11 protein-coding genes are annotated in these 12,954 nt (G+C 46.2%); 2 read left to right on the top strand and 9 right to left on the bottom strand.

Annotated features, from left to right (window positions below):
* Positions 1–62 precede the first annotated feature (62 nt).
* Positions 63–782 (bottom strand): pirin family protein, encoded by a 720-nt coding sequence (locus tag AC5FX6_RS03380; RefSeq protein ID WP_493595619.1) that lies wholly within the window; start codon positions 780–782, stop codon positions 63–65.
* A 143-nt stretch (positions 783–925) separates the two neighbouring features.
* On the bottom strand, positions 926–1,702 hold the full coding sequence (locus tag AC5FX6_RS03375) for an XRE family transcriptional regulator (RefSeq protein WP_493595618.1): 777 nt from the start codon (positions 1,700–1,702) through the stop codon (positions 926–928).
* 529 nt (positions 1,703–2,231) lie between these two features.
* On the opposite strand from AC5FX6_RS03375, the gene AC5FX6_RS03370 reads away from it, so the two are divergent.
* On the top strand, positions 2,232–3,689 hold the full coding sequence (locus AC5FX6_RS03370) for a S8 family serine peptidase (protein WP_493595617.1): 1,458 nt from the start codon (positions 2,232–2,234) through the stop codon (positions 3,687–3,689).
* Positions 3,690–3,767: 78 nt separating this feature from the next.
* Here AC5FX6_RS03370 and recQ read toward each other — a convergent pair whose 3' ends face one another.
* Positions 3,768–5,903: a DNA helicase RecQ gene (recQ, locus tag AC5FX6_RS03365; protein ID WP_493595616.1), complete on the bottom strand. Its 2,136-nt coding sequence runs from the start codon at positions 5,901–5,903 to the stop codon at positions 3,768–3,770.
* Positions 5,904–6,073: 170 nt separating this feature from the next.
* Between recQ and AC5FX6_RS03360 the strand changes: the two genes are divergently transcribed.
* Positions 6,074–6,406 carry a four-helix bundle copper-binding protein gene (locus AC5FX6_RS03360; protein ID WP_493595615.1) on the top strand — a complete coding sequence of 111 codons (333 nt, stop codon included), beginning with the start codon at positions 6,074–6,076 and terminating at the stop codon, positions 6,404–6,406.
* Between the two features lie 72 nt (positions 6,407–6,478).
* On the opposite strand, the gene AC5FX6_RS03355 is transcribed toward AC5FX6_RS03360, so the two are convergent.
* From AC5FX6_RS03355 to AC5FX6_RS03330, 6 genes are all read right to left on the bottom strand, one after another.
* A complete protein-coding gene (locus AC5FX6_RS03355; protein ID WP_493595614.1) occupies positions 6,479–6,811 on the bottom strand; it encodes a phage holin family protein in 333 nt (110 codons plus the stop codon).
* 71 nt (positions 6,812–6,882) lie between these two features.
* Positions 6,883–7,974, bottom strand: a complete 1,092-nt coding sequence (locus tag AC5FX6_RS03350; protein WP_493595613.1) for an agmatinase family protein — start codon at positions 7,972–7,974, stop codon at positions 6,883–6,885.
* A complete protein-coding gene (speE, locus tag AC5FX6_RS03345; protein ID WP_493595612.1) occupies positions 7,946–9,274 on the bottom strand; it encodes a polyamine aminopropyltransferase in 1,329 nt (442 codons plus the stop codon). The genes AC5FX6_RS03350 and speE overlap by 29 nt, the downstream gene beginning before the upstream one ends.
* Before the next feature lie 231 nt (positions 9,275–9,505).
* A complete protein-coding gene (locus AC5FX6_RS03340) occupies positions 9,506–10,153 on the bottom strand; it encodes a chemotaxis protein CheC (RefSeq protein WP_493595611.1) in 648 nt (215 codons plus the stop codon).
* 12 nt (positions 10,154–10,165) lie between these two features.
* Positions 10,166–11,800, bottom strand: a complete 1,635-nt coding sequence (locus AC5FX6_RS03335; protein WP_493595610.1) for a chemotaxis protein CheA — start codon at positions 11,798–11,800, stop codon at positions 10,166–10,168.
* Positions 11,797–12,921: a chemotaxis protein CheB gene (locus tag AC5FX6_RS03330; protein ID WP_493595609.1), complete on the bottom strand. Its 1,125-nt coding sequence runs from the start codon at positions 12,919–12,921 to the stop codon at positions 11,797–11,799. The genes AC5FX6_RS03335 and AC5FX6_RS03330 overlap by 4 nt, the downstream gene beginning before the upstream one ends.
* Positions 12,922–12,954 lie beyond the last annotated feature (33 nt).

Below are 12,954 nucleotides of genomic sequence, written 5' to 3'. Positions count from 1 at the left end.
CAGAACAGCGGGCAATTCCTCTCAGGGATTACCCGCTGTTCTGTTTATAGTCTATACCTTACTTAATAATTTGCTTCAAGAGCCGGAACATCTACCAGTATAAAAGTAGCATTTGCCACCCCTCGTATGGCTACTAGTTCCTGCTCATCCAGCCTGATTTGGTCGTGCATATCAGCTTCAGCATTGTTTATTAGCAAACTGCCCGTCAGCACATAGATCAGCGTCCTACGGATCTTAAATGTTCTGAAATTGATTTCCTCGCCTTGCGACACACTACCGTAGTAAACCGTGGAATTGGAATTGATATAAGCGACATCCTCGAGCACCTTCTGACCGGTTACAAGGGGTATAAGCTCATCTTTTGCTTTAAGGAAGCCGACGTCCATCACTTCATAAGATGGAGCCAGACCACGCTTATTCGGCAAAAACCAAAGCTGCAGCAGGTGAATTTCCTCGTCAGTGTCATTCGATTCAGAATGAGTTATACCTGTACCTGCCGTCATGCGCTGCACCTGACCTGGCGAGATAGTTGACTGGTTTCCGATGTTATCTTTGTGGGTCAGCTCTCCTGAAAGCACAATCGTGATTATCTCTAAATCAGAGTGAGGATGTGCCGGGAAGCCTGAATGGGCTCCCACATAATCATCATTAAAGACACGGAGCGGTCCGAATTCCATGTTTTCAGGATCATAGTAATCTGCAAACGAGAAGAGATAGTGGGAACGGAGCCATTCATCCACCTGGGCCTCATATCTTTGGGAAGCGGTAATTAATCGTATCATATCGCGCTTTTGTTTTATGCTATGCCTTTACGCATAAAGCCATTTGTAGTTAACTACCTTCATAAAACAGGGCTTAAACAGCGCATCCTGCCCCATTTGAGGCAGGATGCGCTGTTTATACTATACCTTATACTAAAGTCGCACTAGTCAACTTTTTTCAGTTTAAGCATCTCTTTCTGAAGGTCAAGTACAATAGATGAAAGCTTATCAAGCGAGATATCCGCAATAGGGAAAGTAGAGCTGATATAAGACTTTGCTTCCCATATTTCCACTACATCCTCTACAGGCAACTCGTAAGGCACGTAAAGCGGGTTGTCAGAATGAAGGCGAAGCGTGGATGCCTCTTTCATCTTATTGTAAACACGCTTGAAAACAACACCTTCTTTGCCACTTACAATAATACAAGGAGTACCATCTTTAATAGTTGCCCAGTCTTCTACAAATCGCCCTACTATAACAGTACCTGAAGCTAATGGCAACATGGAGTCTCCACTGATCTCGAAAGCACGGTAAGTGCCTCCGCTGCCAAGCGTTGGTAGCCGGAATCGAGGCAAATCCTCAATGAACTCAGGGTCTGCGTATCCATTTAAATAACCGGCACTCGCTTTGTGAGGAACGAGTTCAATATTCTCACGATCATTCTGGTCAACTGTAATAGCTAATACACGAAGTTTACCGCCCCCCGTCTGGCTGGCTTCTGACTTGAAATTAGGATCTGAGAGATCCGCTGTGATTAGCTCATCAAGCGAAACCTCGAACAAGCGTGCAACATTAACCAGAGTGCTTAGCTTAGGCTCTGCTCTGCCCTCTTCATACGCTCCAACTAACGAACGCTTGATTTCTAATTTTTCAGCAAGCTGCGCCTGGGTATAACCGGCATGCTTGCGAAGGTGTCTTATATTCGATGTTACCTTTTCCACTATTATTCTTTGTTCGTGTCCTGACAATTAACAGAGCACTCTTGGTGCTGGCATGTAAACATACTAAAATCATACGTATTATACTAATTTTATTAGCAAAAAATTGTAGTGATTTTTAGTTATATTTATAAAAATATATATTACTTGTAAAAGTACAATTATACTGATACATATTCATCTTAACCAGTTATACGCCTTCCATTCATAATACAATTAAAATTTTTTTTACCAAATTGTTGCAATCTTCCTTTTTATCCAATTATCTTTCGTGAAAAGTAACCTAAAACACACATTATATGATAAAAATCTACTAAACCACTACATCCTGCCCTTCTCTCACAAAGAGAACTATCTTAAAGAATCCACATTTTAAAATGTAGACAGGAATCCTATAGTCTAATAAATCTTAGTCGGTCATTCTTTTTTTACAATTTTAGCTTGACTGCAAACTTTTCAAAAGTTCGTTTTGTTACGGGACTTTGTGAAAATTTCAATGCAATAATTAACACCACTATCCAACCTAACTTATATGATGAACAATTCTACACTATTCAAGGCGTTGTCAGGTTTAGCACTGGCATCTGTATTCACCCTCACAAGCTGCCAGAAAGAGGACTTCATGGAAGAGCAGTTTCAAACTGATACTATCCAGATAGATACCCAGCATGGCCAGGCTATACCTGGTCAGTATATTGTGGTACTTAAAAACGGCACAAACAACTTGAGCGCTACAGGCGTGAGTGCCATGACAATGGCGGGTCGTGCCGCTACAGTGGCCCTGCGTGAGCGACTGATAATGGCCTCTGGCATTGAGCGAGAAGCAATTCAGCAGACTTTCGAAGGCAACGTTAACGGATTTGCTGCAAGACTGACCAAGGAACAGCTGGATCAAATCCGTAAGAATCCGGAAGTAGCTTATGTAGAACAAGACCGTATCATCATGCTTGCCAAGCCTGGCACTGATAATACTACTACTAAAGGAAACGGTGGCAAAACCCAAGACGGTGGAGGAAACTCCACAACAAAAGGTGGTGGAAAGAAAACCACGACTGAGCCAACTCCATCTGAGCCAGCTCCTACTGAACCTGCCCCGACTGAACCGACTCCGAGTGAGCCTACTCCTACAGAACCAAGCCCAACGGAGCCTACTCCTACCGAGCCAAGTCCGGAACCAGAACCTGAGCAGCCTGTCATCAGCCCTTATAATAAATTAACTGCCATGGCTGGCGAAACGATTCCTTGGCACATTGCCATGAACGGTTATGGCGATGGTACTGGTAAAACTGTATGGGTTATCGACTCTGGTATCGATACAGATCACCCGGATCTGAATGTTGACTTCCAGCGCAGCACTTCACTTATCTATGGCGATGCGTCTATTGAAGATGGATTCGGACACGGTACCATGGTTGCAGGTGTTATTGCCGCGAAAAACAATGGAACCGGTATGATAGGTGTAGCAGCAAATGCCAATGTAGTAGCACTTCGTGTGTTTGATAACACTGGTTATGGTACGGTATCTCGTGCGATCAGCGCGGTTAACTATGTTACCAACATGGCAAAGCCTGGTGATGTGGTAAATATGAGCCTTGGTAGCGGTATCTCCAGCACACTGGACAATGCCGTGATGACTGCAGCTAGCAAAGGCATTCTGTTCGCCATTGCAGCCGGCAACAGCGCGACAGATTGCTCTGTAAACTCTCCGGCCCGCGTTAACGCAACTGGTGTATACACTGTGTCTGCAATGGATCGCTATCAGAACTTCTGGTCAAGCTCCAACTACGGTGCGCCCGTTGATTATACAGCGCCAGGTGTAAGCGTAACATCTACCCGCATTGGCGGTGGAATTGGCAGCGCTGGAAGTGGCACTTCCTTAGCAGCTCCACACGTGGCAGGTATCCTACTGCTGCGTGGTGAAGTCTTCTCACAAGGCATCGTGAATGGCGACAAAGACAGCTGGCCAGATCCAATTGCCTCAATGGAATAATAAACTTGCCTAATAAACAAAAGAAGGCCGCCCTGTATAGGACGGCCTTCTTTTGTTATGAAGTTTATAAACAATAAACTACCAGGCGTATTGCATCTTGTACATAGCCATAGACAGTCTGATCTTGAAATACTCGTACCGCTCTTCCAAGTGTTCGAATAGATCCTTCAATTTAGCGTCATTGCCCAGGCTTTCAATTGCATCTACTATAGCTTCGTACTCACGCTTGGTTACGAAATCATGCACCGGCACATCATAGCCCTGCTCCAGAAGCGTGGCTAAATGTGAGTAGATGGTCACCGGGTTAAGGTTACGTTGTTTCGCAATAGCTTCTGGACTCAATCCCTGCTTATAAGCTTCCCAGGTGACCAAATGCGTGGCACCCTTAATAGCGCTACCTTTTGCTTGTTCCTCCGTTAAAAAGGCAATTATCTCATTTATAAAATCATGGCCGTAACGCTCAAACTTCTGAGCGCCTACCCCACTGATGGCGAGCATCGCGATGCGATTGGCTGGCTTTTCAGCCGCCATTTCCTGCAGGGTGCTATCTGTGAAGACAACATAGGGCGGTACGTTTTGATTATCTGCCAGTCGCTTTCGCAGAGCACGTAGCCGCTCAAACAGGGCATCACGAATAATCTCGCGCTTCGGCTTTTCTCTTTGTAGTGTTTCGGTTTGCTGTTTGGCATCCTCGAACTTCACAAGCTCTATCTTTCTGCCTTCAAAGAGCACCTGCTTGCTCTGCTCAGTTAACTTCAGGGTATAATTCTGGTCGTAAGCCAAATCAACTAATCCAGCGTTTAGCATTTGGTGCAGATAGCGGTGCCAATCCAGGGTGCCGATATCACGGCCAGCGCCATAGGTTTTGATACGGTCATATCCTCCTGCCAAAACCTGGCTGTTACGAGAGCCGCGTAGCACATCCACTAATAGGCTCATGTTCAGCTTTTCCTGTGATCGGGCAATAGCTGACAGCGCTTTCTGGGCAATCAGTGTACCGTCAAAACGACTTGGAGGATTTCGGCAGATATCACAGTTGCCACAGTCTTTGGTCATTTGCTCGCCAAAGTACTGCAATAGTATGCGGCGTCTGCAGAATGTGGCCTCCGCAAACTGCTGCATACGCTCCAGCTTAACCAGTTGCAATTCATTTTGCGACTTATCATTATCAGACAGCATCGTACGCAAATTCATCACATCTGCGAAGCTGTAAAATAACAATGCATCAGATTTTGCACCATCACGCCCGGCGCGGCCTATCTCCTGGTAATAGCCTTCAACATTTTTAGGCAGGTTGTAGTGAATGACCCAGCGCACATTCGATTTGTCTATACCCATTCCAAAAGCGATCGTCGCGCAAACGATCTGCACATCATCACGCAGGAATGCCTCTTGTGCTTTGGATCGCTGCTGGGCACTCATACCAGCATGGTAAAATGTTGCGTTATACCCGTTTTCGCGCAGCTTACCGCATAGGCTTTCCGTTGCTTTGCGACTAAGGCAGTATATGATTCCCGGCTGACCATGATGGCGAGAGAGGAAGTCTGTGATCTTATTGAAACGATTCTGACCCGGCAGTACTGTCAGGTTGATGTTTGGGCGGTCAAATGAGGCAACAAACACTTGCGGCTGGCGCAACTGTAGTTGTTCTTGTATGTCTTTTTGAGTAAGTCTGTCTGCAGTAGCAGTCAGTGCCACTACTGGTACGGCTGGGAATTGCTGCTTGAGAGCCCGAAGCTGGGTATACTCTGGTCGGAAATCATGTCCCCAGGATGAAATACAATGTGCTTCGTCTACTGCGAAAAGGGAAACTTGAAGCCGCTTTAGGAATGAGAAGAAACCTGCCGAAAGTAATTTTTCAGGAGAAGCGTAAAGCAACTTAATTTTTCCTGCCAGACACTTCTCTTCAATTTGGTACTGCTCATCAGCAGTTTGAGAACTGTTCAGGTAGGCTGCAGGTATACCGTTGGCCAAAAGCGCCTCTACCTGGTCTTTCATAAGAGCAATCAATGGAGATACGACGACACAAAGCCCGGGCATTACCACAGCTGGTACCTGAAAACAGACAGACTTTCCGCCACCGGTTGGCATAAGCACCACTACGTCTTTCTGCTGCAGAATATCCGTGATGATCTGCTCCTGCATCGGTCTGAACTGCTCATACCCAAAATACAGTTTTAGTGCCTCACGTGCTTCTCTTATACCTAAACTCATGCCTGATAGAAAGTGTAACGATACGAAATGAAATTGCTTTACTAAACCCAAAGTTAACCATAATCGCCGTGAAATAGGTTCCTGTTTTAGGGGCTCGGGTCAGATAAAAAAACAATGATTCAATGAGGCCGTACCTTAGAGAGTGTATGAACCTTATTAAAGTATAAACTATGAAATCTGAAAGAACAAATGAATTAGAGCATGTGCTTATCAAATGCATCACTGCCTGTGAGGCTTGCGCCACAGCCTGCCTGCAGGAAGACGATGTAAAAATGATGGTACGCTGCATTATGTTGGACCGGGACTGTGCGGATATTTGCACGATCACAGCTCGTTTTGTAGCCCGCGACTCAGCGCATGCCAAGCATGTCATGAAAGAATGTATTGAAATATGTCGTCTATGCGAAGAGGAATGTCGCAAGCATGAACACGAGCACTGCCAGAAATGCGCTGACGCCTGCCGTGAGTGTGCGGAAGCCTGTGAGGCTTGGATGACTCGTTAAGATAAAACAGCTTGATAACAAAAAGGCCCCTGATCAAAATCAGGGGCCTTTTATTTAAAACATTTTGTATTGCTAAAAAATCATGTCCAGCAATGCTTCGATCAGGGAGAGCACTAAACTGAAGATCAACGCCCACAGAAAACCATCCACATCGAAACCTCCTACCAGTGAGTCAGCCAATAGAATGATCAGTGCATTGATGACCAGTAAAAACAGTCCGAGCGTTAATACCGTTACCGGAATTGTCAAAATGACCAGGATCGGTCGAACAACTGCATTGAGTAAGGCAAGTACTACTGCCAGAATCAAGGCTGAACCAAATCCCGCTATCTGAACTCCCGGAAGTATATAGGCTGCCAGAAGCGCTGCTACACCAGTGAGTAGAATCTTAATAATTATTCCCATTTCATTTCGATATATAGTGAAAGTATATTATTCTTATCACGCTATACGTTAAAGCGGGAATAAAGGTAAAACTATTGCAGTTCCAGGCGTTTCTGGGAAACAGCCATCCAGTTGCACAATTTGTATAGTAGTCGGGCTCCTACATTGCCATTCCACTCGCTGTCACCAGGAGATACTTCGCATAAGTCGAAACCGATGATCTCACGACCTGACTTCACAAGGGCTTTGATGAGGTATACAGCTTCTTCAAACTCCAAACCGCCAGGAACCGGCGTACCGGTAGCAGGACACAGTTTAGGATCGAGACCGTCAATATCAAAGCTGATGTATACCTTTTGAGGCAGTTGGGCGATGATTTTCTTACACTCCTTCTTCCAGCTGTCCCCCTCGTACATATTTTCTTTCAATACACTGTCATAGAAAATAGTCACACGCCCATTGGACTGATTGGCCAACTCAGCTTCAGCCTGGCATATATCGCGTATACCTACCTGTACCAGTTTTTTGACCTGCGGCAGTTGCAGCGCATTGAACATGATAGAAGCATGCGAGTACTTAAAGTCTTCGTAAGCATCCCGTAAGTCTGCGTGCGCATCGACCTGCAAAATGCCGTACTCCTCGTGACGGTCTGCCAGCGCATGCATCAGGCCTAGCGGCGTGCTGTGGTCTCCACCAACTACACCAACCAGTTTACCCTGCTCCAGGTAGTTATTGGCTTTGGCTTTCAACCACTGCAGCAATTCCTCTCCTTTTTCAGTAACTTCTGACGGCAGTTTCTCAAATTCTGATTTATCTGCTTCAGGACTTCCCTCTTCGAGCCAGTTAATGTAGTTTTCTGCACGCTGGCGCAGGTTGTCACTCACAGCAGCCCATTCTTCAGACACCTCTTCCATTGCTATACCTAGTTTCCAGGCATCTTTGATGGCAGGGTCAAATAAGTCGAGCTGTGGAGAAGCATCCATAATAGCCTGTGGGCCAGCAGCCGTACCGGCACTGTATGATACCGTTACTTCCCAAGGAACAGGTATAAGCACAACCTCAGACTCATCTACACTAAAAGGCAACCCGAAAAGGCCACCATTTATGTCACCCACACCGTTTGGGTCGAATGATGCAATCTTCTCTTGCTTGCTATTAGTTGGTTGGTTCTGCTGAGTACTCATCAGTTACGTTATCTGGATTTGAGTTTAAAAGCTCCTTCACAAAGTTAGGAAGTGCAAAGGCAGCTGTATGAATGGCTTCATTATAATATTTGAGACCCTCTTTCTTTGAAAAGGCTTCGGCTGCTTCATGATCAAATTGCAATGGGTTTGCATTGCCCTTTGCTGAGTAGGAGAAGCTCCAGGTGCCAGTCGGGTAGGTAGGTATAGCAGCCAGGTAGCAATGTACTTTCTCCTGACCGAATATCTTCTTATAAGTATCGTAGATCTCTACGAAAACAGCAGAGTTAAAGCGAGGCGATTCGCTTTGCGTGATCATCACACCGTCTTTAGTCAAACAACGGTATACCTCTTGGTAGAACTCCGCTGTAAACAGCCCTTCCCCTGGACCAACCGGATCAGCTGAATCTACTATGATCAGGTCATAGTGTTCGTCAGCGCATTCTTTGATATACTTGATGCCATCCTCTACCAGCAGGTTAAGGCGTGGGTTGTCAAATGCAACGGCTGTTTCAGGTAAATGAAGTTTACAGGCTTCGATCACTAATTCGTCGATCTCAACAAGCGTAACTTCTTCAAGCTGCTCATGACGCAACAACTCCCGTACGGTACCGCCATCACCACCGCCAATTACCAGAGCACGCTTTGCAGAGCGGTTGCTGAACATCGGTACGTGCGTGATCATCTCATGGTATACATACTCGTCTTTCTGGGTACACATGACCATTCCGTCCAGCGTCAGCATGTTACCGTAAGCCAGTGTTTCGTAAATCTCTACGCGTTGGTAGTCTGAGTCTTTCTTATAAAGCTGATTGCCTGAGTGCTTCAAAGAGAGGGCGATGTTCTCGTCTCGCTCTGTGAACCAGACATCTCTTGTAATTGAGCCATCGGCTTCAATTGTCTTCGCTGTTGCGTCACGGAGTGTCTCGAGGTTGAAGTCGTTGCGCTTCAGCAGGCTCAGCTGCCCACGGCGCAATTCCATAGAGGAGCCATGACCGGACTGGAATGCCTCTTTCAGATAAGTATAAGATACCCATGGGTCAACCGAGTCGCCACAGGTGAACAGGTCTACGGCTGCATAGCCATACTCAGGCCAGGTATGGATGGCCAGGTGGCTTTCCTGAATTACCACCACTCCCGATACACCGTAAGGCGAAAAGTGATGGAAAGTGCTGTTGATGACAGTAGCGCCTGCTGTTTCAGCAGCAGCGACCATGCTGTTTTCGATGTGCATCACATCGTTCATCAGTTCAGGAGAGCAATCGTAAAATTCAACTAAAATGTGTCTTCCTAAGGCGTTCATTAATTGACTGTGTGGTTTTTTGTAAATTAAAATGCAAAAAAACGAAAACTGACGCTATATCCAAAATAGACCTGTCAATTAGAACGTACGAAACAGGGCGGCTTCTGGCTCAAATTAAAGCACAGGTAATGCAAAAAGTAAACGAGCTATACCTGCAGGACTGATCCTAACAGGTATAGCTCGTTACGTAAGCACTCTAAAAAAACTTATTGAAGGTATAGAAACAACAACTTAGACTTTGAAGGTCCTGATAATTTCAAGCATTTTGATCAGGGTGCTTGTATCGAAAAACAACAGAAGAGGCAGTTCGACGTCTTTTGAGTTGTGCTGAAATTTAGTGATAACAGTAAACACTAGCGGTTGAAAGAGCGGGTGCTGTACCAGAATATCCTTAAGCGAGTTGGCTATGTGGTTTTTAGGCGCTTTGGGCGGCGATCCGTAGATATTACTCTTCAGAATATTGGCTAGTTGAGTCACAAGCGCCCCGGTTATGATGTTGCTGATTTCCAACAGAAGCGACTCCTGCATTACATTCAGTTCACCCTTCTGTACGTTAAGCATACTCAGGCAAACGCTGGAGAGCAGGCTGATGTGGTCTTCTGAGAAGAGCATTAATGTGGCTCCGTTCAGATCACCTTTTATGTCAGACTGTATTATAAAATGCGTGTCTTCATATCGGGCGATGAGCGAAATAAGGTCTTTGACTTCAATCAGCTGCACATCAGGCACCTTAAGCATGACTTTGTCTTTGGCGATCACAGCGAAAGAATCGGCAGCGCGAGCCAGTCCTATATTCAGGATCTCCTTGATAATATCCTTTTCCAACTCGGTTACATGCGTGTCCATCATGTTCATCGTGTTATTAGTTCTGTTATCCATCGCCTCATTTCCTCATCTTCTATTCACAAAATATCTGGTTATGGCAGGCACATCTAGCACCAGGCAAACTTTACCTGTACCAAGCAGTGTGACACCACCATATATATCTATGCTATCCAGCGGCTTGCTTAGCGGTTTTACCACTATGTCTTGCTGGCGATAGAGTTTGTCCACGACCAGGCCCAGCTTGCGGTTGTTGTACGAAACGATAATGATGTTCTGTACCTGTCCTTTCAATCTGGCCTTATCGCCCAGTCGCATTTGGCTTTCCTCCACATTCAGGAGTTCATCCAGGTATACGACTGTCACTGTCTCTCCCTTGATATCGGCAACCAACATGTCACCTACTTCGTGAAGTTCATCTTTATCCAGGGCCACTACCGAATCAGTGTGAATCAGTGGAATGGCATAGAAAATACTGTCTATTTCAAACAAGAGGGCTCCTTTAACTGCAATTGATGTTGGCAGTTGTAATATAAAGCTTGTCCCCTTGCCTTTCTTTGACTCTATACGTATGCGTCCTCCAATGGAGTCGATTGCATTCTTTACTACATCCAGGCCAACGCCCCGGCCAGAGAACTCTGTTACTTCCTTTGCCAATGAAAAGCCAGGCTCAAACAGGAACGAGTATACCTCTGAATCAGGAAGGCCTTCGGCTACATCACCTGGTACCAGTTGCTGCGCAACGGCTGCCCTTTTCACTTTCTCGATGTCGATCCCTTTTCCGTCATCCGTCAGGGTTATAATCACGCTTTCGCGGTCGCTGCGGGCGGAAAGCTTCAGTAATCCCGCCCGTGGCTTGCCTGCCTTGGCACGCTGCTCCGGCTTTTCTATCCCGTGTGTGATCGCATTGCGCATCAAATGCAGCAATGAGTCCGTCATGATCTGAAGAATATTCCTGTCTATCTGAATATCCTGACCACTCAGTTCCAGGTCAATTTCTTTTTTCTCGGCTGTCGAGATATCACGCACAACACGCGGGAATTTATTGAAGAGGGTTCCAATGCTTACCAAGCGTGCATCCATCACACTATACTGCAGGTCTTCTGTAATGCGGTATAAATGCGAACTCACGGACTTCAGTTCATCGCTATCCAACTCCCGGCTTAAAGACAGAATACGGTCCCGATCAATAATCAGCTCGCCTACCAGGTTCATCAGGTGGTCGAGTTTCTTTACCTGGATATAAATGAGGTCAGAAAGCGTCAGGTTTCGTGACGTGCTAAATTTCTGCACCTTGGCAAGCTCTACAGTACTATCCGAAAGACTGTCGACGATAATGTCCAGATTGCGGATCAGTACCGGATCGATTTCTACCTGTCGTTCACTGTCAATACTTTTGATCAGTTCGCCCAACAAGTCAATGCCGTCGAAAAGAACGCCTACCACTTCATCACTGAAGCTTAGTTCCTTGTTGCGAATTAGCCCAAAGGCTGTTTCAAGCTTGTGGGATACATCCGAGATTTGGAGATAGCCGATCGCTTTCGCGTTGGCCTTCAGGTTATGCAGCATACGGAATATCTCCGCCAGCACCCGGTCGTCCTGCGGTCTTTTTTCCAGTTCGCTGATGAGCCTGTTAAGGGCGTCGAAGTACTCCAGCGCTTCTGCTATAAATATCTCTTTATACTCCTGCTCTCTCGATTTCATGGATTCACGTCAGTTGTACTGACTTGCTGCTGTTCTGCTGCCACATACCGGTTTAAGTAGTTGGCTATTTTTGACAAAGGCAGCACTTTGTCGGTATTGCCGCTTTCTATAGCGGATTTTGCCATTCCAAAAATGGCGGAAGATGCCTCGTCCTGTGCGATGACGTGTCCTCCTTTTCGTTGTGATATGGCTCTGGCACCTGCAGTGCCGTCTTTCCCCATACCTGTCAGGATCACACCGACCACTCGCCGCACACCAGTCTGAGCTACTGCTATCATCAACTGGTCCACAGATGGCAGGTCGTGCCCAACTTCACCATCATCTTCGAAGCCAATCTTCAGACTGGAGGAACTTCCCATCACTGTCTGAACGATCATATTCCGGCCTCCGGGGGCTATAATTACTTTGCCTGACTTGGGGATCAAACCTGTGCGACCTTCGATCACTGTCAAATCTGTCATCCCTTTCAGTCTGCGGGAGTAGCTATGTGTAAATTTCGGCGGCAGATGAATGGCAACTAAAACAGAGGCTTTCAGCTTCGGGTCTAGTTGACGAATTATGTGTTCTACTGCCTGAGTACCTCCTGTAGAGGCTCCAATCACAATAATAGTATCAGCAGTGGCATTCCGAGGCTCTTTCGGCTCGTCCTGCGCAACTAACTGCGCCTCTGCACCCAACATGCTCAAGCGTTTCTGAGGATCCCAGTATTCTGAGTTTCTTACCGCTTTGACCTTACTGCAAATCTCGTCCGCTATTGTTCTATAAGCTGGTCTTGTTTTCGGACACGGCTTCAGGACGACACTATAAACACCCAAATCTATGGCGTCCCGGAGAAGCTCCAAACTGAGCTGATCCTTTTCAACCAGCATTACAATCGGTGTAGGGCATTCGCTGAAAACCTGTTTGAAGACGAGCAATTGCTCACCTTTTCTCAAATCTATGGAAGCAACAATTACATCAGCCTTCTGCTGTCGCAACGATTCCATTACCTGCGTTCCATTCGAGGCAAGGCCTGTCACTTCTACTTCAGGTGAACTGCTAAGAATGCTTTCCAACACCAGACGAGCGTGACTTGAGCCATCAGCAACCAGCACTTTCAGCTTGCTTGTCTGTCCTTTCAAAGTACGACTCCTTTCCTTCTACCAACGATGAGT

The sequence above is a fragment of the Pontibacter sp. LHS2 genome (assembly GCF_058932845.1).
The sequence above is the reverse complement of the archived record's forward strand: the minus strand, read 5'-3'. Positions and strand labels throughout refer to the sequence as shown.

Excerpts from the sequence above, each read along its gene's own strand:
- speE (WP_493595612.1), bottom strand. The coding sequence starts at position 9,274 with ATGAACGCCTTAGGAAGACACATTTTAGTTGAATTTTACGATTGCTCT.
- AC5FX6_RS03335 (WP_493595610.1), bottom strand. The coding sequence starts at position 11,800 with ATGAAATCGAGAGAGCAGGAGTATAAAGAGATATTTATAGCAGAAGCG.
- AC5FX6_RS03380 (WP_493595619.1), bottom strand. The coding sequence starts at position 782 with ATGATACGATTAATTACCGCTTCCCAAAGATATGAGGCCCAGGTGGAT.
- recQ (WP_493595616.1), bottom strand. The coding sequence starts at position 5,903 with ATGAGTTTAGGTATAAGAGAAGCACGTGAGGCACTAAAACTGTATTTT.
- AC5FX6_RS03360 (WP_493595615.1), top strand. The coding sequence starts at position 6,074 with ATGAAATCTGAAAGAACAAATGAATTAGAGCATGTGCTTATCAAATGC.
- AC5FX6_RS03355 (WP_493595614.1), bottom strand. The coding sequence starts at position 6,811 with ATGGGAATAATTATTAAGATTCTACTCACTGGTGTAGCAGCGCTTCTG.
- AC5FX6_RS03340 (WP_493595611.1), bottom strand. The coding sequence starts at position 10,153 with ATGGATAACAGAACTAATAACACGATGAACATGATGGACACGCATGTA.
- AC5FX6_RS03370 (WP_493595617.1), top strand. The coding sequence starts at position 2,232 with ATGATGAACAATTCTACACTATTCAAGGCGTTGTCAGGTTTAGCACTG.
- AC5FX6_RS03350 (WP_493595613.1), bottom strand. The coding sequence starts at position 7,974 with ATGAGTACTCAGCAGAACCAACCAACTAATAGCAAGCAAGAGAAGATT.